Here is a 17,223-nt window from a genome sequence, read left to right as displayed (position 1 = left end):
CGCATAGGTTGCGGCCATGGTCAGCGAGGGCGTCGTGGAGGCCGGGCCCGTCCGCCCTCGCCGGCGGCGGCTGCTGCGCCGGTTGCTCGTCGTCCTCGGCGTGCTCGTGCTGCTGGTCGCCGTCCTGCTGGGCGGGGGCGGCTGGTACTACGCCGGGCAGATCGAGTCGGAGGCGCTCGCCGCCGACCACGAGGACGAGCCCCAGCGCTACGACCTCGTCGTCGAGTCCGCCGCCGGGTCGTCGGTCGTGCTGCGCCGGACCGACGGCGACCCCGACCCCGATCCGCTGATCACCGGCGACATCTACGGCCTGGTCTGGCCCGACGGCGCCGGCGTGCTCGGGGGCGAGCCGGGTCAGGACGGCGCCGGCGTCACCCGCACGCTCACGGTCACCACCGGGACCCCGCCCGACCCTGGCACCCCCGCAGCCCTGAAGGCCGACGTCTGGGCCGATCCGCAGGCCGCCTACGGCGTCGCCTACGAGGACGCCACCTTCCCGTGCGCTGGCGGCGAGTGCCCCGCCTGGTACGTCCACGGACCGACGTCGACCTGGTTCATCGGGGTGCACGGCAAGGGCTCCTCGCCCGCGGAGCCGCTGCGCGCGGCCGGGCCGGCGATCACGGTCGGCATGCCGGTGCTGCTCATCGGCTACCGCAACGACCCCGACGCGCCGGCCGATTCCAGCGGCCGGTACGGCTACGGCGCCACCGAGTGGCGCGACCTGGAGCAGGCCGTCGCGTTCGCCGTCGACCACGGGGCCGAGCGCGTCGTCCTGTTCGGCGCGTCGATGGGCGGCGCGATCGTCGCGTCGTTCCTGCAGCACTCCGGGTCCGCGTCGCTGGTCACCGGCGTGGTCCTGGACGCGCCGGCGCTCGACCTGCGGGCCGCCGTCGAGCACGGCGCGAGCCGGCGCGAGCTGCCGGTGCTGGGGACGCCGATCCCCGACGTCCTCACCGCGACGGCCGAGTGGATCGCCGGCCGGCGCTACGACCTGGACTGGGACGCCGTCGACTACCTGCCCGGCGACTGGCTGCGCGTGCCGGCGCTGGTCTTCCACGGCACCGCCGACGACACCGTGCCGGTCGCCACCAGCGACGCGCTGCGCGCGGCGCACCCCGACCTGGTGGAGGAGGTGCTCGTCGAGGGCGCCGGGCACGTCCGCTCCTGGAACGCCGAGCCGACCGCCTACCAGGCGCGCGAGACCGCGTTCCTCAGCTGCGTCGGCTCGCGGACGTCGTCCTGTCCCGGCGCCGGGCTGCGCACGATCGGGGACGACGGGACCCCGTAGGTTGCGCGGGGTGCGCGTCCTCCAGGCGAACATCTGGGCCCGCAGCGGCCCCTACGACGTCCGTGCCCGGCTGCTGCGCCAGGAGGTCGGCCTCCTGGCGCCCGACCTGATCGCCCTGCAGGAGGTCGACAGCGGGCCAGGGTCGGGCAACCAGGCCGAGGAGCTGTTCGCCCCGCTCGGCTACGAGGTCGTCTACGAGCGCCGGGACGGCGAGTACCGCGGCGACCCCGGGATCGCCGTGGCCACCCGGCACCCCGTCCGCGGCAGGCGCGTGATCGAACTGCCGCACGGCGGCGTGGGGCTCGCCGTCCGGGTCTCCGTGGGCGGGGCGCACCTCTGGTTCTGCTCGGCCACGACCGCCCACGGCTGGCCGCACCAGGAGGCGCTGCGCGAGGACGCCGTCGTCGCCCTGGACGCCGGGCTCGCCGAGCTCGCCGCCGGGGACGAGTACCCGCCGATCCTGGCCGGCGACTTCGACGCGACACCGGAGGCGGCCAGCATCCGCTTCCTCACCGGGCTGCAGAGCCTGCAGGGCCGCAGCACCTCCTGGGCCGACGCCTTCGCGCTGGCGGGGGAGGGGGAGCCTGCGACGTGGTCGTCGGCGAACCCGTACGTCGCGCCGTTCGCCGCCGCGGTGTTCGCCCAGCCGGAGCACGCGCGCCGCATCGACTACGTCTTCGTCGGCTCGCCGTTCACCTGGCGGCCGCGGGTCGTCGTCCGCTCGGCCAGGGTCGTGCTGAAGGGCGACGCGCAGGCGGCGCCGTCCGACCACTGGGGGCTGCTCGCCGACCTCGAGCTCGACGGCATCGCGCTCGGCGGCGGCCGCGGGCTCGAGACCTGGGACGACACCGCGCGGCTGCTGTGGCCGGACCAGCTGTGACGGCGGGCTACAGCGGGACGCCGCTGCCGGCCAAGCTCGGCATCAAGCCGGGCGCCCGCGTGCTCCTCGACGGCGCCCCGGGCGACCTGCCGCTGGAGCCGCTGCCCGACGGCGTCACCCCGCACCGCCGGCCCGGCCGCGAGCCCTACGACGTCGTCCTGCTGTTCGCCCCGGACGCCGCCCGGCTGCGCAGCCGCTGGCCGGCGCTGGTCCCGCGGCTGGAGACGGCGGGACGGCTGTGGGTGTGCTGGCCCAAGAAGAGCAGCGGGGTGCCGACCGACCTGACGGAGAACGTCGTCCGCGACTTCGGCCTCGCCGAGGGGCTGGTCGACGTCAAGGTGTGCGCGGTCGACGCGACGTGGTCCGGGCTGGCGTTCGTGCGGCGGCTTCGCGACCGTTGACGTCGCCGGGCGCGCCCGTTCCCGAACAGTCACAGGTCCGTCGCGCTGTGAACTCGCCGTGAGACAGCCTGCCCCGACCGGCCGCACCGGTGGACCGATTTCGTGCGCTCCGGGTTCCGGCGGTTGCAGAGCGCTGACATCCTGCCCGGGCCGTCGGCTGGTCGCGGCCGGTGGCACGCAGCGGGGGAGCCGAACTGTCCGGACTGCGAGAGGAACACCCGTGCGACGTCGCATGCTCCGTCACACCCTCGTCCTCATCACCGCTACCGCCTTCGTCGTCACCGGCGCCCCCTCGGCGCTCGCGCACGACGATCCCCACGGTGACCACCACGGAGCCGACATCCCGACCGTCGAAGTGGTCGGCGACGGCGACTCGGTCACCGTGACCCCCGACAGCGTGCCGGCCGGGCCCATCCGGTTCGAGGTGTCCACCACGAACCCCGAGACGCCGGAAGGCGGCGGAGGCAGCGCGATCGAGCTGTTCGAGCTGGACCACGGCGTGACGCTCGACGAGTTCTTCGCCGACCTGGCGGACCAGTTCAGCGAGGACGCCGAGGCCCGGGCCCGGTCGACCCGGGAGATCGACGACGAGGCCACGTTCCACGGGCTCGCCGACGTCGCCGAGGACACGCCGCTGGTCGTCACGACGCGACTCGAGGCGGGCACCTACAACCTCGTCGACCTGGCCAACTTCCAGGGCACCGCGCCGGCCGTGACGACGCTCACCGTCACCGACGACGGGGACCGGGACAGCGGCGTGGACAGCGATGTGCTGGTGACGACGGTGGACGAGCGCTTCTACGCCCCGCGCGTCTGGCCGGCCGAGGGCACCTACAGCTTCGCGAACGAGGACGACACGCCGCACTTCATGATCATGGAGCCGGTGGTGGCGGGGACGACCGACGAGCAGGTGCAGGCGGCGCTCGAGAGCGAGAGCGAGGAACCCCCGGCGTTCCTCGACCCGTCCCGTCCGTCGGTCGGCAACGAGGTCGTCTCGCCCGGCGAGCGGATCAAGGTGACCTACGACCTGCCGGCCGGCACCTACGTGCTGCTCTGCTTCGTCGCAGACGAGGAGACCGGCATGCCGCACGCCGTCATGGGGATGCACCTCGTCGTCGAACTGAGGTGACCCCCGGTGGAGCGCGGCGGCTCAGCCGCCGCGCTCCACCTCCGCCTGGACGACACCGCGCAGCGCGGTCAGCAGCGCCGGGTCGGCGGCGTCGCCCCGCTCGATCGCGCTGCGGGCGGCATCGGGGAACACGCTGGTGTCGACGTCGTCCAGCCAGGTCACGTCGCCCCCGACCCGGCGGCCCACCTGCAGCTGCCCCTCCTGGGGCCGCAGCACGTACTCCTCGCCGTCGAGCTTGATCGTCACGAAGTCGCTCATGGCAGCGCCCTACCCCGACCTGCGGGCGTTGCACCCACGGCAGGATCGCCGCGTGGACAGCGAGGAGTTCTGCGAGGTCGTGGTCACCGCGGACGACGCCGACTGGCTGGCCGGTTTCACCCGCACGCTGGTCGAGGAGCGGCTGGCCGCCTGCGGGCACACGACCCGCGAGATCCGCTCGATCTACCGCTGGCAGGGCGCCGTCCACGACGAGGTGGAGGCCCGCGTCGCGCTGCACACCCGCCGCTCGCTGGTGCCGGCGATCGTGGCCCGCGCCGGTGACCTGCACCCCTACGACGTCCCCTGCGTGCTCGCGCTGCCGGTCGTCGGCGGCAACCCCGCCTACCTGGAATGGCTGGCCGCCGAGACGCGGGAGGCCTGAACCGCGCGTCCGGACCGACACGCCGCCCGCGTTCACCCAAACGGGTCCGACCGCGTGGCGGAACTGAACAACAGGGCGCCCCCGGCCGATGGTGGACGGGAGAGGAGCGACGAGGACGACGCTCCGCGGGTTCGGGAGGGCGCGTGCCAGCACGAGCGGCGAACCAGGCCGTACGGGTCGACGCGGTGCTCGACGCGCTGCCCTCGCCGACCCTGCTCCTCGATGCCGACGGCACGGTGCTGCTGGCCAACGCGGCCTGGATGGCCGTGACCGGAGACCTCGCCGCCAGCCGGATCGTCGTCGGCGTCGACGAGAACTACTTCGACACCGCGCTGCGCCGGCGGGACGACGCCGCGACCCGCTCGGTGATCGAGTCGCTGCGGGAGCTCTCCCGCGGCGAGCGCGACGCGGTCTCCGTCGACTACGCGGTGCCGCGGCCCGACGGCACCCGCTGGATCCACCTGCAGGCCTCGCGGGTCGACGAGGCCGGGCAGATCGTCCTCACGCACACCGACATCACCGGCCGGGTGCGCGCCGAGCGGACGTCGGCCTGGCAGGCCCGCCACGACCACCTCACCGAGCTGCCCAACCGCGCCCACCTGCACGAGCTGATCGACGAGGAACTGCAGCGTCGCGGCCGAGGCGCGGTCGCCGTCCTCTTCCTCGACGTCGACGGCTTCAAGGAGGTCAACGACTCGCTGGGCCACGAGGTCGGCGACGAGCTGCTGCGGCAGCTGGCCGCGCGGCTGACCGGCCGCACCCGCGCCGGCGACACGGTGGGCCGGCTCGGCGGCGACGAGTTCGTCGTCCTCTGCCGGGACTGCGACGCCGCCGGCGCCGAGGCGCTGGCGGCCCGCTTCCAGAGCGCGTTCGAGGAGCCGTTCGCGCTGGGTGCCCGCACCGCGCGGCTGACCGCCAGCATCGGCATCGCCACCACCGGCGCCGGCGACGTGCCTGCCGTCCGCTCCACCGACCTGGTTCGGGACGCCGACCTGGCGATGTACGCGGCCAAGGCGGCCGGGCGCAACCGCGTGCGGGTCTTCACCACCGATCTGCGGCACGCCGCCGAGCACAAGGCGCTGCTCGCCGCCGAGCTGCGCGACGCCATCGACGACGGCCAGCTCGTCCTGCACTACCAGCCGATCATGTTCCTGCCCACCGGCGAGTGCAGCGGCGTCGAGGCGCTGGTCCGCTGGCAGCACCCGGAGCGCGGCCTGCTGCCGCCGGGGGAGTTCCTCCCGGCGGCCGAGCGGCAGGACCTCGTCGCCCCGCTGGCCCGCTGGGTGCTCACCGAAGCCGCCCGGCAGACGGCCGAGTGGCACGGGCGCGGCCTGCAGCTGGTCACCGGCGTCAACATCAGCGCCAGCCACTTCGCCACCGGCACGCTCGTGCAGGACGTCGCCGACGCCCTCGCCGCCGCCGGCCTCCCCCCGGAGCGGCTGGTCATCGAGCTCACCGAGACCTCGGTCGCCGAGGAACCACAGCGGGCCGCGGCGCAGTTCGCCGCCCTGCGGCGCTCCGGCGTCGAGGTCTCCATCGACGACTTCGGCAGCGGCTGGTCGTCGATCAACCAGCTGATCAACATCCCGACCGGGGTGCTGAAGATCGACCGCAGCCTGGTCGCCGGGATCGACGGGCGGGCCGGCTCCGCGGCCGCGGCCATCGCCGCCGTCGTCGGGCTCGCCGCGGCCTGCGGCGCGCGCACCCTCGCCGAGGGCGTGGAGACCGCCGAGCAGCTGCAGCTGGCGGCCGAGCTGGGCTGCACCTTCGCGCAGGGCTACCACATCGCCCGGCCGATGCCCGCCGACGAGCTCGAGCGCTGGATGTCGGTCTGGCGCCGGGCTCCGCGGCTCTCGACGTCCTCCGCCCGCTGAGGCATCGCCTACCCGGGTTCGCCGCGGGCCTTGCGGCGGACGACGACCACGAGGTCGACCAGGGCCACCGCGGCGAGCACGAAGAACACCACCGCGACCCAGACCGGAACGCCGGCCACCAGCAGCACGACGCCGCCGGCGACGCAGACCAGCAGACCGAAGACCGCCAGCACCAGGCGCAGGGTCAGCGCCGACTGCGCCGGAGGCGCGCCGCCGAAGCCCGCCGTCGGATCGTGGTAGTCGGGCAGGCCGCGCTCGTAGTCCTCGCGGGACCGCTTCTCACGGGGTTCCTCCATGCCCCTCGTCCCTACTCCGGCGATCCTCGCGGCGCGACTACCCTGGGTGGACGTGGCCGCTGACTTCTCCGTCGTCCTGGACGAACTCGACACGACCCTGAAGTCGATCGAGGCTGTCCTCGACGTCGACAAGCTGCGGCGCGACATCGCCGAGCTGGAGCAGCAGTCCGCCGCGCCCGACCTGTGGGACGACGTCGAGCGGGCGCAGGCGCTGACCTCCAAGCTCTCCTACCTGCAGGGCGACCTGCGCCGGGTCGAGGACCTGCGCCGCCGGCTCGACGACGCCGCCGTGCTGCACGAGCTGGCCGAGGAGGAGGGCGACGCCGGCAGCCTCGCCGAGGCCGACCGCGAGCTGGAGACCCTGCGCAAGGAGATCGACGAGCTCGAGGTCCGCACCCTGCTCAACGGCGAGTACGACTCCCGCGAGGCGCTGGTCACCATCCGCTCGGAGGCCGGCGGGGTGGACGCCGCCGACTTCGCCGAGATGCTCATGCGCATGTACCTGCGCTGGGCCGAGCGGCACAAGTACCCCGTCGAGGTCTACGACATCTCCTACGCGGAAGAGGCCGGCATCAAGTCGGCCACCTTCGCGGTGAAGCACCCCTACGCCTACGGCACGCTCTCGGTCGAGCAGGGCACCCACCGGCTGGTGCGGATCTCGCCGTTCGACAACCAGGGCCGCCGGCAGACGTCGTTCGCCGGCGTCGAGGTGCTGCCGGTCGTCGAGCAGGTCGACCACGTCGACATCCCGGAGAACGAGATCCGCATCGACGTCTTCCGCTCGTCCGGTCCCGGCGGGCAGAGCGTCAACACGACCGACTCCGCCGTCCGGATCACCCACCTGCCCACCGGCATCGTCGTCTCCTGCCAGAACGAGAAGAGCCAGATCCAGAACCGCGCCGCCGCGATGCGCGTGCTGCAGGCCCGGCTGCTGGCCAAGCGGCAGGAGGAGGAGCGGGCCGCCATGGACGCCCTGAAGGGCGAGGGCAGCAGCTGGGGCAACCAGATGCGCTCCTACGTGCTGCACCCGTACCAGATGGTCAAGGATCTGCGGACCGAGCAGGAGACCGGCAACACCACCGCCGTCCTGGACGGCGACCTCGACTCCTTCATCGAGGCCGGCATCCGCTGGCGCCGTCAGCAGGAGTCCGTGCCCGCCTCCTGACCTTCCCCGGGCCGCTGATCACGCGGCTGGGGAGAATCAACTCCGGAGCGTTCCGTGGCGTACGCGGCGCCGGGTGGCAGGGGACCGGTACCGTGGAACCTCGTGATCGAAATGCAACACGTCACCAAGCTCTACCCGGCCAGCGGACGGCCGGCCCTCGATGACGTGTCCACCGAGATCGAGAAGGGCGAGTTCGTCTTCCTCATCGGGTCCTCCGGTTCGGGCAAGTCGACCTTCCTGCGGCTGCTGCTGAAGGAGGACGACCCCACCGAGGGCACGATCACGGTCAACGGCCAGACGCTCAACACCATGAGCAAGTGGAAGGTGCCCAAGCTGCGCCGCACCATGGGCTGCGTCTTCCAGGACTTCCGCCTGCTGCGCAACCGCACCGTGGCCGAGAACGTCGCCTTCGCGCTCGAGGTGATCAACAAGCCGCAGCGCACTATCAAGCGCGTCGTCCCCGAGGTGCTGGAGATGGTCGGGCTCGAGGGCAAGGCCAACCGCATGCCCCACGAGCTCTCCGGTGGTGAGCAGCAGCGGGTGGCCATCGCCCGCGCGTTCGTCAACCGCCCGCTCGTGCTGCTGGCCGACGAGCCCACCGGCAACCTCGACCCCGAGACCAGCGAGGGGATCATGCTGCTGCTGGAGCGGATCAACCGCACCGGCACCACGGTGATCATGGCGACGCACGACTACCACATCGTCGACTCCATGCGCCGGCGCGTCATCGAGCTCAACGGCGGCGTGATCGCGCGCGACCAGTCGCGCGGCGTCTACGGCGTCGGCCGATAGCTGCCGGGCCGCTGACCCCGCTTCACGAGCGACACCTACGACAGGGATTCCATGCGCGTCAACTTCGTGCTCTCCGAGGTGGCCACCGGGCTGCGTCGCAACCTGACCATGACGGTCGCGATGATCCTGACGACGGCCATCTCCCTCGGGCTCATGGGCACCGGCCTGCTGATCGCCGGGATGATCTCCGACATGAAGGAGATCTACTACGACAAGGTGCAGGTCTCCATCTTCCTGGCCGACGGCGTCACCGACGAGCAGCGCGACGCGATCGCGACCAAGCTCGAGGGCTCCCCCGAGGTGGCGAGCTACGTCTACGAGTCCAAGGAAGAGGCCTACGAGCGCTTCCAGCAGCAGTTCAGCCAGCAGCCCGAGCTGGTGCAGAACACCCCGCCGGACGCGCTTCCGGAGAGCTTCCGCGTGGAGCTGGTCAACCCCGAGCGCTACTCGGTCATCGCCGCGGAGTTCCCCAACGGGGAGAACGGCGTGGACCAGGTCCGCGACGAGGGCGACTTCCTCGACCGGCTGTTCAGCCTGCTCAACGGCGCGCGCAACGCGACGATCGCGGTGGCCGTCGTGCAAGCCCTGGCGGCGTTGCTGCTGATCTCCAACACGATCCAGCTCGCGGCCTTCAACCGGCGCAACGAGACCAACATCATGCGGCTGGTCGGCGCCTCCCGCTGGTACACCCAGCTGCCGTTCATCCTCGAGGCCGCGGTCGCGGGGCTCATCGGCGCGCTGCTCGCGGTGGGCGGGCTCGTGCTCACCAAGGTGCTGTTCGTCGACAAGACGCTCGCCGGCCCGATCAAGGCCGGGATCATCCCGCCGGTCGACTGGGGCGCGATCGCGACGATCAGCCCGATCATCGCCGCGGCCGGTGTCGGCCTGGCCGGCATCGCCGCCTACGTGACGCTGCGCCTCTACGTCCGCATGTAGGGAACTGCCGCCCCCAGGGTCCTCGATCTGTGGCGACACACCGTCCGTGCGGCGGTGTGTCGCCACCCTGCGTCCGTGACCCTGATCACCACGCGAGGCCGGTGTGTGAGCCGGATTACTGGCGGGTAAACAGCAGGCGTTCCCCGATGGCGTGGAAAGGGCTGATCGAGCATGCGCGAACGGTTGCGCACCCTCTGGAGCGGATTGTGCCCCTGCGGGGAGTGCCGGTGAGCGCCGCGGAGCGGGCCACCGCGGTCGCCGTCACGCCGCTCTGGCTGGTCTGCACGGCCGCCTGGGGAGCGACGTCAGCGCTGCTGATGACCTGGTCGGCGGTGCAGAAGAACCTGCCGCGCTGACCGGGCGGGACGCCGTCCTCGGTAGCCTGGGGGCATGCCGCGTGAACAGGGGCGGAAGCTGATCGCCCAGAACAAGAAGGCGCGGCACGACTACTCGATCCTCGACACCTACGAGGTGGGCCTGGTGCTCACCGGCACCGAGGTGAAGAGCCTGCGTGCCGGCCGTGCCTCGCTGGTCGACGGGTTCGCCACAGTCGACAACGGCGAGGTGTGGCTGCAGCACGTGCACATCCCCGAGTACACCGAGGGCACCTGGACCAACCACGCGCCGCGGCGCAAGCGCAAGGTGCTCATGCACCGGGCCGAGATCGACAAGCTCATCGGCAAGACCAAGGAGGGCGGGCTCACGCTCGTCCCGCTGGACCTGTACTTCAAGGACGGCAAGGTCAAGGCCACGCTCGCGCTCGCGCGCGGCAAGAAGTCCTACGACAAGCGGCACGACCTCGCCGAGCGCGACTCGCGGCGGGAGATCCAGAAGGCGTTCGGCCGCTACGTCAAGGGCCGCCGGTGAGGGGTGCCTGCTACGACCGGTTCGGGGACGTCGGCGTCCTGAGCGTGCGCGACGACCTGCCCGAGCCGCCGGTCGGGCCCGACACCGTGCTGGTGCGCACCCGGGCCGCCGGCGTCAACCCCGTCGACCTGGCCATCCGCGCCGGGCGCCTGGCCGGGGCGTTCCCGCACCACTTCCCGATCGTTCCCGGCTGGGAGCTGGCCGGCGTCGTCGAGGCCGCGGGGCCCGCGGTCGCCGACGTCGCGCCCGGCGACGAGGTGTTCGCCTACGTCCGGCGGGACGACGTGCAGTGGGGCGCGATGGCCGAGCTGGTGCCGGCGCCGCAGCGCTGCGTGGCGCTCAAGCCGCGGTCGCTGTCGTTCGCCGAGGCAGCGGCGGTGCCGCTGGCCGGGCTGACCGCCTACCAGGCGCTGACCGAGGCGCTCGGCGTCGGCGAGGGCGACCGGGTGCTGGTGCACCGCGGCGCCGGCGGGGTCGGGTTCTTCGCCGTCCAGATCGCGGCCGCGCTGGGGGCGCACGTCGTCGCCACCGCGAGTCCCCGCAACCACGGCTTCCTGCGCGACGCCGGCGCCGCCGAGGTGTTCGACTACTCCGCCGGGCCGGTCGGCGGGCAGCTCCCCGAGCCGGTCGACGCCGTGCTCGACCTGGTCGGCGGCGACACCCTCGCCGACGCGCCGCGGCAGGTGCGCGACCCCGCCCGCATCGCCTCCGTCGTCGACCCCGGGGTGCGCGAGCTCGGCGGCCGCTACGTCTTCGTCCGCCCCGACCAGCACGACCTCGAGGAGCTGGCCCGCATGGCCGACGCCGGCCAGCTGCGGGTGTCGGTCGCCAAGGCGTTCCCGCTGGAGCAGGTCCGCGAGGCACAGGGGCTGGTGGGCGACGGCCACGTCCGCGGCAAGGTCGTCGTGACGCTGTGATCAGGCCTCCCGAGGACGACGCCGACGTCCCCCGGTACTGGCGCGAGCTGGGGCTGCCCGGGCTGATCGACGCGCACGTGCACTTCCTGCCCGACCGCGTGCAGGCCAAGGTCTGGAAGTACTTCGAGGACGCCGAGGCGCACTACGGGGCGCACTGGCCGATCGCCTACGCGATCCCCGACGACGACGAGCGGCTGGCGGTGCTCGAGCGGCTCGGCGTCCGGGCCTTCCCGACGCTGCCCTACGCGCACAAGCCCGGGATGGCCGCCTGGCTCAACGACTGGTCCGCGGACTTCGCCCAGCGCGACCGGCGGGTGCTGCAGTCGGCGACGTTCTACCCGGAGCCGGAGGCGCCGGCCTACGTGGCCGAGGCGCTCGACCGCGGCGCCCGGGTGTTCAAGGTGCACGTGCAGGTCGGCGCCTTCGATCCGCGGCACCACCTCCTGGAGCCGGTGTGGGCGCGGCTCGAGGAGACCGGGACCCCGGTGGTGATCCACTGCGGCTCCGGGCCGCTGGCCGGCGAGCACACCGGGCCGGAGCCGATGACCGGGCTGCTCGAGCGGCATCCGCGGCTGCGGCTGGTGATCGCCCACCTCGGCATGCCGGAGTACGGCGCGTTCCTCGACCTCGCCGAGCGCTACGAGCGGGTGCACCTGGACACGACGATGTTCGCCACCGACTTCACCGAGCGGCTGATGCCCTTCGACCCGGCCGACCGGTCGCGGCTGGCCGCGCTGGGCGAGAAGGTGCTCCTGGGCAGCGACTTCCCGAGCATCCCGTACCCGTACGCGCACCAGCTCGCGGCGCTGCACCGGCTGGACCTGGGGGAGGAGTGGCTGCGCGCCGTGCTGTGGGGCAACGGCGCCCGACTGTTCGGAGTGGAGTCCTGATGCCGCGCTTCACGCTCACGTCCGCCGTCCTGGGGACACCGGACCCCGCCGCGCTGGCGACCTTCTACCAGGAGCTGCTCGGCTGGCCGTTCGGGTCGACCGAGAAGGGGTGGGTGACCCTCCGCCCGGAGGACGGCGGCCCCGGCCTGTCGTTCCAGGAGGAGCCCGAGCACGTGCCGCCGGTGTGGCCCGCCGGCCCGGGCGACCAGCAGATGCAGGTGCACCTCGACATCGAGGTCGACGACCTCGCCGCCGCGAGCGCCGTCGCGGAGGCCGCCGGCGCCCGCCCGGCCGAGTTCCAGCCGCAGGACGGCGTCCGGGTCTACCTAGACCCCGCCGGCCACCCGTTCTGCCTCTGGACCCGGGGCTAGCTCTCAGCCGGCGCTCGGCGGGGTGTAGTCCGGGTGGATCTGCGCGGCGGCGTCGACCTCCTCGGGCGTCATGAGGACGACGGTGCGCACGCTGCCGACTCCGCTGGCGTTGATGGTGAGCGCCAGTGACGCGGCGGTCTCGGCGTTGGGAAGTTCCTGGATGGCGTACAGGTCGTCGCTGCCGAAGGCGTAGTAGAAGCTCTCCAGGCGGCCGCCGACACCGGACACCATCTTCTCGACCGCGGACCGCCGGGAGCTCCCCCCGGCGGCGAGCAGGCCCCGCGTGCCCTGCGCGGAGTAGTTGGCGATGAACATGTAGTGAGGCATGGCACCCGCCTCCACTCGGTCCCCGTGCGCAGGCGATGGTCCGCACGTCTCCGGAGTCGCACAACGGGGGCGCTCACGGCCTCGCGCGAGGGCGGCGCGGCGGCGACCAGCCGTCGGGTCGGGAATTCGGTTCGCGACGCCGCGCCCCGCTCCCTAGCCTCGCTGCGTGCCGACCGCTCCCGCGCTGCCCGAGGGCCTGACCTCGCGGCCGCTGACCCCGGACGACGTCGATGCCGTCGCCGCGCTGCTCGACGCCGCCGAGGAGGCCGACGACACCGGCGAGCACTTCGACGCCGACGACCTCACCGAGTGGTGGGTCAACGAGCTGGTGGACCTGCGCCGCGACGGGCTCGCGGTGCACGGAGCGGACGGCGCCCTGCTCGGATACGCCACCGCGATCGCCCCGCCCACGTTCCGGGACGCCTTCGCCGTCTACCTCGAGGGGCGGGTGCACCCGGCGCACCGCGGCCGCGGGATCGGGCGGGCGTTGCTGGCGTGGCAGCTCGCCCGCGGCGCGGAGATCCACGCCGAGCGGCACCCCGAGGCGCCGGGCCGGCTGGCGGTCGCCGTCCCCACCACGATGCCGTCGCTGGAGGCGCTGGTCCGCCGCGCCGAGCTCACCGCGGTGCGCTGGTACCGCATGATGGAGCGCCCGCTCACCGACCTGCCCGACGTCCCCACGGTGTCCGGTGTCGACCTGGTCCCGTTCACCTGGGACCGCGACGACGAGGTCCGCCGCGCGCACAACGCCGCCTTCACCGCGCACCACGGGTCCAGCGAGCGCGATCCGGCCTCGTGGGAGGTCATGTTCACCGGGCAGCGCGCCTTCCGGCCAGACCTCTCGGTGCTCGCGCTCGCCGACGGCGCCGTCGTCGCCTACACGCTGGTCTACGTCTACGAGTCCGACACCCGCGCCACCGGCGTCCGCGAGGCCCACTTCGGCCAGATCGGCACGCTGCCCGAGGCGCGCGGCCGCGGGCTGGCGAGCGCGGCCATCGTGCGGTCGATGCAGGTGGCCGTCGACTCGGACTGCCAGACCGCGGGCCTGCAGGTGGACAGCGACAACGTCACCGGGGCGCTGCGCCTCTACGAGGGCCTCGGCTTCACCACGCGGCGCAGCCAGGTGTCCTGGGCCCGCGCTCTGGCGCCCGTCCGCGCGTAGCTAGGGTGCGGCGCATGGTCAGCGTCGATCACCTCGCCCTGGATCCGCGCGTGGTGGCCCGCGCCCACCGTGCCGTGGAGCCGCTGCACAACCACCTCTACTTCGCCCCGGAGCACGACGAGCACCTGACGGCGGTGGGGCTGCGGCCCGGGCGGATGTGCTACTTCGCCGGGCGGGCGGCGCCGATGGGCCGGGTCGGCCCGGGTGTCGTGGCGGCGACCTTCTACAACTTCGCGCCGGCGCTGGTCGCCCGGCACATCCCGCGCGCCTGGACGCTCGCCGAGCCCGAGCAGGTGGTGGCCGCCCGGTTCGACGCTGCCCGCGCGTCGCTCACCCGGCTGCTCGGCGCCGACGTGGCCGGCTCCCCGGAGATCGCGGAGCTGGCCGAGCTGGTGCGCGAGGCGTGCGGCGTGCTCACCGCCGAGGCGCGTCCGCTCTACGCCGGGCACGCCGACCTGCCCTGGCCGGAGGAGCCGCTGCTGGTGCTGTGGCACGGCGCGACGCTGCTGCGCGAGCACCGCGGCGACGGGCACCTCGCCGCCCTGCTGCGCGCCGGGCTGACCGGACTCGAGGCGCTGATCACCCACACGGTCACCGGCCGCGGGTTCACCGAGTCCGGCGCCAAGGCGACCCGCGGCTGGAGCGACGAGGACTGGGCCGCCACGACGGCGTCGCTGACCGAGCGGGAACTGCTCGCCGATGGGCAGCTCACTCCGGACGGCGCGGCGCTGCGGGCGCAGATCGAGGTGGAGACCGACGAGATGTCGGCCGCGCCCTGGGAACACCTCGGCGCCGAGCGCACCGCCCGCGTGGTCGACCTGGGCAAGGCGCTCTCCGCCCGGCTGGTCGCGGCCGGCGCCTACCCGAGCGGCCTGCTCGCCGGGCGCTGATGAACCCGCCGCGGCTGCCCGAGGCGCCCGACGAGGGACCGGTCGCCGAGCTGATGCGGGCCCGCCGCGGCGGGGAGCTCTCCACGCTGGACCGGCTGCTGCTGCACAGCCCGCCGGTCGCCGAGGGCTGGAACGCGCTGCTCGGCGCGCTGCGGTCGGGGACGACCCTGCCGGCCGACCTGCGCGAGCTGGTGATCCTGCGCGTCGCGGTGCTCAACGGCGCGGCGTTCGAGTGGGCGGCGCACGAGCCCATCGCCCGCCGCGCCAGGCTCGCCGACCTGCAGCTGCGGGTGCTGCGGTCCGGGGGCGAGGAGCCGGTCTGGTCTCCCGCGCAGGCCGCCGTCCTCGCCTTCACCGACGCCTCCACCCGCGCGGTCGACGTCCCGGACGACGTCTTCGCCGCCGTGCAGGAGCACCTCGACCAGCGGCAGGTCGTGGAGCTCGCCGCGCTGGTCGCCGGGTACGCGATGGTGTCGCGCTTCCTCGTCGCCCTGCGGGTGCCGCCGCCGGACGGCGAGGTCGCCGGCTGAGCGGCGCTCACCCGCCCGGGGGTGGCGCGCTGGACACGGCGTGTCACGATGGACGACGGCCTCCGCGACGGACGGCGGCCCGCGACGACAGGGGAGGGCCGAGCGATGCGCAGCGAGCCTCCCAGTCCGAGTCCCGAGGTTCGCCCCGCCTGACGCCCGGTCGGCGCGGGGGAGGACCTCTCCGGCGTCCCCCGTCCCCGCGTCGTCCCGGGAGCCCGTCATGGCCGACCGCCGCACTCCGCTGACCGCCCTCTCCACGCTCACCCGCCGCCCGCGGGTCGAGCCGCGCCCGACGCCGACCGTGCCCGTGACGCAGCCCCAGCCGACGCGGGACCCGCGCGGCGCCTCGTCGCGGATCGTCGACAACGCCGTCTACTCGGCGGGCCGCCGCGTGGCCACGCCGGCGACCGCGGCCGAGAGCCGGGAGGAGCTGGCGCAGGGGGAGGACCGCCTGGTCTGGCTCGGTCTGTACCGGCCGGAGCCGGCGGAGCTCGGCGAGCTGGCCGAGCAGTACGACCTGCCGGAGCTGGCGGTCGAGGACGCGATCAAGGCCCACCAGCGGCCGAAGTTCGAGCGCTACGGCAACACGCTGTTCGTCGTCCTCAAGGCCGCGCGCTACGTCGACGAGCTCGAGGAGGTCGAGTTCGGCGAGCTGCACCTCTTCCTCGGCCGGGAGTTCGCGATCACCGTCCGGCACAGCGAGTCGCCGGACCTCTCCCGGGTGCGGCGGCGGCTGGAGAGCGAGCCGGACCTGCTGGCCAAGGGCAGCGAGGCGGTGCTCTACGCGATCCTCGACGCCGTCGTCGACGGGTACCGGCCGGTGGTCGACGGCCTGGCCAACGACATCGACGAGATCGAGGCCGAGGTGTTCCGCGGCGACCCGCGGGTGTCGCGGCGCATCTACGAGCTGTCGCAGGAGGTGCTGGACTTCCAGCGGGCCGCGCAGCCGCTGACCGGCATCCTCGCCGCGATCACCGCCGGGTTCGACAAGTACGGCGTCGACGAGGACCTGCGCAGCTACCTGCGCGACGTCGCCGACCACGTCGTCCAGGTCAACGAGCGCGTGGAGGGCTTCCGGCTGCAGCTGCGCGACATCCTGACGGTGAACGCGACGCTGGTCGCGCAGCGGCAGAACGACGAGATCCGCGAGCTGACCGAGGCGAGCATCGCGCAGGGCGAGGAGGTCAAGAAGATCTCCGCCTGGGCCGCCATCCTGTTCGCGCCGACGCTGGTCGGGACGGTCTACGGGATGAACTTCGACGTCATGCCGGAGCTGCGCTGGCACCTCGGCTACCCGTTCGCCCTGGTGCTGATGCTCGGGGTGAGCGTGACGCTGTACCTGGTCTTCAAGCGCCGCGACTGGATCTGAGGCCCACTGTCGGGTGACCGGCGCGTGGCGCGGGGAACATCAGGCGGGGGCCTGCGGTTACCCTGTCTGCACAACTACACAGGGGGTGAATGGTCTCGACTGCGGTCGTTCGACCAGGGGAAGCGAGCCGAGGAAGGCAACGATGAGCTCGTTAACCACGCGTTGCACACCTATAAGCGCCACCAAGAGTGACGCCAAGGCCAACTTCGCTCTCGCTGCCTGACAGCTAGCGAAGTAGGCCTTTGTCAGCCCGGGTTCGTCATCGGTCCGGATCCTGGCATCAGCTAGATGACTCACCGTGCGTGCCGGTCGCGGGCGCGTACGGGACATCTCACAGCGACTGGGCCCGTCACACCGACTTGTTCGTGAGATCGGTGGGGTCGAGCAGAGGCACAGCGGACTGCGCTCGGAGAAGCCCTGGACTGGCGTCGTAGGACGCGGGTTCGATTCCCGCCACCTCCACCCCACCACCGAAAGGCCGGGGACCACTGCGGACAGC

General features: G+C 73.2%; 21 protein-coding genes and 1 other RNA gene. 19 read left to right on the top strand and 3 right to left on the bottom strand.

Annotation, left to right across the window (positions count from 1 at the left end):
- Window positions 1-16: 16 nt before the first annotated feature.
- The 4 genes from ACWIYF_RS22885 to ACWIYF_RS22870 all read left to right on the top strand — a co-directional run bounded on the left by ACWIYF_RS22885 (window position 17) and on the right by ACWIYF_RS22870 (window position 3,698).
- Complete coding sequence (locus ACWIYF_RS22885) at window positions 17-1,288, top strand: alpha/beta hydrolase (protein ID WP_448625114.1); 1,272 nt, start codon at window positions 17-19, stop codon at window positions 1,286-1,288.
- A gap of 10 nt (window positions 1,289-1,298) precedes the next feature.
- Window positions 1,299-2,168, top strand: coding sequence for an endonuclease/exonuclease/phosphatase family protein (locus ACWIYF_RS22880; RefSeq protein WP_448625113.1), 870 nt, complete (start codon window positions 1,299-1,301; stop codon window positions 2,166-2,168).
- Window positions 2,165-2,569 (top strand): hypothetical protein, encoded by a 405-nt coding sequence (locus tag ACWIYF_RS22875; protein ID WP_448625112.1) that lies wholly within the window; start codon window positions 2,165-2,167, stop codon window positions 2,567-2,569. Before ACWIYF_RS22880 ends, ACWIYF_RS22875 begins: the two co-directional genes overlap by 4 nt.
- Window positions 2,570-2,801: 232 nt before the next feature.
- Window positions 2,802-3,698 carry a hypothetical protein gene (locus ACWIYF_RS22870; protein WP_448625111.1) on the top strand — a complete coding sequence of 299 codons (897 nt, stop codon included), beginning with the start codon at window positions 2,802-2,804 and terminating at the stop codon, window positions 3,696-3,698.
- A gap of 21 nt (window positions 3,699-3,719) precedes the next feature.
- On the opposite strand, the gene ACWIYF_RS22865 is transcribed toward ACWIYF_RS22870, so the two are convergent.
- Window positions 3,720-3,956 carry a hypothetical protein gene (locus ACWIYF_RS22865; protein ID WP_448625110.1) on the bottom strand — a complete coding sequence of 79 codons (237 nt, stop codon included), beginning with the start codon at window positions 3,954-3,956 and terminating at the stop codon, window positions 3,720-3,722.
- Window positions 3,957-4,008: 52 nt separating this feature from the next.
- Between ACWIYF_RS22865 and cutA the strand changes: the two genes are divergently transcribed.
- Both cutA and ACWIYF_RS22855 read left to right on the top strand, forming a co-directional pair.
- Window positions 4,009-4,338 carry a divalent-cation tolerance protein CutA gene (gene cutA, locus ACWIYF_RS22860; RefSeq protein ID WP_448625109.1) on the top strand — a complete coding sequence of 110 codons (330 nt, stop codon included), beginning with the start codon at window positions 4,009-4,011 and terminating at the stop codon, window positions 4,336-4,338.
- Window positions 4,339-4,481: 143 nt separating this feature from the next.
- Window positions 4,482-6,212, top strand: a complete 1,731-nt coding sequence (locus tag ACWIYF_RS22855) for a putative bifunctional diguanylate cyclase/phosphodiesterase (protein WP_448625108.1) — start codon at window positions 4,482-4,484, stop codon at window positions 6,210-6,212.
- 8 nt (window positions 6,213-6,220) lie between these two features.
- Here ACWIYF_RS22855 and ACWIYF_RS22850 read toward each other — a convergent pair whose 3' ends face one another.
- On the bottom strand, window positions 6,221-6,508 hold the full coding sequence (locus ACWIYF_RS22850; RefSeq protein ID WP_448625107.1) for a DUF6343 family protein: 288 nt from the start codon (window positions 6,506-6,508) through the stop codon (window positions 6,221-6,223).
- Between the two features lie 52 nt (window positions 6,509-6,560).
- On the opposite strand from ACWIYF_RS22850, the gene prfB reads away from it, so the two are divergent.
- The 8 genes from prfB to ACWIYF_RS22810 all read left to right on the top strand — a co-directional run bounded on the left by prfB (window position 6,561) and on the right by ACWIYF_RS22810 (window position 12,446).
- Window positions 6,561-7,673, top strand: a complete 1,113-nt coding sequence (prfB, locus tag ACWIYF_RS22845) for a peptide chain release factor 2 (protein WP_448625106.1) — start codon at window positions 6,561-6,563, stop codon at window positions 7,671-7,673.
- Window positions 7,674-7,784: 111 nt separating this feature from the next.
- A complete protein-coding gene (ftsE, locus tag ACWIYF_RS22840) occupies window positions 7,785-8,465 on the top strand; it encodes a cell division ATP-binding protein FtsE (protein WP_448628793.1) in 681 nt (226 codons plus the stop codon).
- A gap of 51 nt (window positions 8,466-8,516) precedes the next feature.
- Entirely contained in the window at window positions 8,517-9,401 is an 885-nt protein-coding gene (ftsX, locus tag ACWIYF_RS22835) for a permease-like cell division protein FtsX (protein WP_448625105.1), read from the top strand.
- A 227-nt stretch (window positions 9,402-9,628) separates the two neighbouring features.
- The gene (locus ACWIYF_RS22830; RefSeq protein ID WP_448625104.1) at window positions 9,629-9,757 is read left to right on the top strand and encodes a hypothetical protein; all 129 of its coding nucleotides are present in this window, start codon (window positions 9,629-9,631) and stop codon (window positions 9,755-9,757) included.
- A 34-nt stretch (window positions 9,758-9,791) separates the two neighbouring features.
- Window positions 9,792-10,268 (top strand): SsrA-binding protein SmpB, encoded by a 477-nt coding sequence (smpB, locus tag ACWIYF_RS22825; RefSeq protein ID WP_448625103.1) that lies wholly within the window; start codon window positions 9,792-9,794, stop codon window positions 10,266-10,268.
- The gene (locus ACWIYF_RS22820; protein ID WP_448625102.1) at window positions 10,265-11,185 is read left to right on the top strand and encodes an NADP-dependent oxidoreductase; all 921 of its coding nucleotides are present in this window, start codon (window positions 10,265-10,267) and stop codon (window positions 11,183-11,185) included. Before smpB ends, ACWIYF_RS22820 begins: the two co-directional genes overlap by 4 nt.
- Window positions 11,182-12,075, top strand: a complete 894-nt coding sequence (locus tag ACWIYF_RS22815; protein WP_448625101.1) for an amidohydrolase family protein — start codon at window positions 11,182-11,184, stop codon at window positions 12,073-12,075. The genes ACWIYF_RS22820 and ACWIYF_RS22815 overlap by 4 nt, the downstream gene beginning before the upstream one ends.
- Window positions 12,075-12,446, top strand: coding sequence for a VOC family protein (locus ACWIYF_RS22810; protein WP_448625100.1), 372 nt, complete (start codon window positions 12,075-12,077; stop codon window positions 12,444-12,446). The genes ACWIYF_RS22815 and ACWIYF_RS22810 overlap by 1 nt, the downstream gene beginning before the upstream one ends.
- Before the next feature lie 3 nt (window positions 12,447-12,449).
- On the opposite strand, the gene ACWIYF_RS22805 is transcribed toward ACWIYF_RS22810, so the two are convergent.
- The gene (locus ACWIYF_RS22805) at window positions 12,450-12,773 is read right to left on the bottom strand and encodes a GYD domain-containing protein (protein ID WP_448625099.1); all 324 of its coding nucleotides are present in this window, start codon (window positions 12,771-12,773) and stop codon (window positions 12,450-12,452) included.
- Window positions 12,774-12,939: 166 nt separating this feature from the next.
- Between ACWIYF_RS22805 and ACWIYF_RS22800 the strand changes: the two genes are divergently transcribed.
- The 5 genes from ACWIYF_RS22800 to ssrA all read left to right on the top strand — a co-directional run bounded on the left by ACWIYF_RS22800 (window position 12,940) and on the right by ssrA (window position 17,189).
- Window positions 12,940-13,935 carry a GNAT family N-acetyltransferase gene (locus ACWIYF_RS22800; RefSeq protein ID WP_448625098.1) on the top strand — a complete coding sequence of 332 codons (996 nt, stop codon included), beginning with the start codon at window positions 12,940-12,942 and terminating at the stop codon, window positions 13,933-13,935.
- 14 nt (window positions 13,936-13,949) lie between these two features.
- Window positions 13,950-14,825, top strand: a complete 876-nt coding sequence (locus ACWIYF_RS22795; protein WP_448625097.1) for an SCO6745 family protein — start codon at window positions 13,950-13,952, stop codon at window positions 14,823-14,825.
- Window positions 14,825-15,355: a carboxymuconolactone decarboxylase family protein gene (locus ACWIYF_RS22790; RefSeq protein WP_448625096.1), complete on the top strand. Its 531-nt coding sequence runs from the start codon at window positions 14,825-14,827 to the stop codon at window positions 15,353-15,355. The genes ACWIYF_RS22795 and ACWIYF_RS22790 overlap by 1 nt, the downstream gene beginning before the upstream one ends.
- 220 nt (window positions 15,356-15,575) lie before the next feature.
- The gene (locus ACWIYF_RS22785; protein WP_448625095.1) at window positions 15,576-16,724 is read left to right on the top strand and encodes a magnesium and cobalt transport protein CorA; all 1,149 of its coding nucleotides are present in this window, start codon (window positions 15,576-15,578) and stop codon (window positions 16,722-16,724) included.
- Between the two features lie 81 nt (window positions 16,725-16,805).
- Window positions 16,806-17,189, top strand: a transfer-messenger RNA (tmRNA) gene (gene ssrA / locus ACWIYF_RS22780).
- Window positions 17,190-17,223: the final 34 nt, after the last annotated feature.

This window comes from Geodermatophilus sp. URMC 64, assembly GCF_053502555.1.
This window is presented reverse-complemented; position numbering and strand designations above follow the sequence as displayed.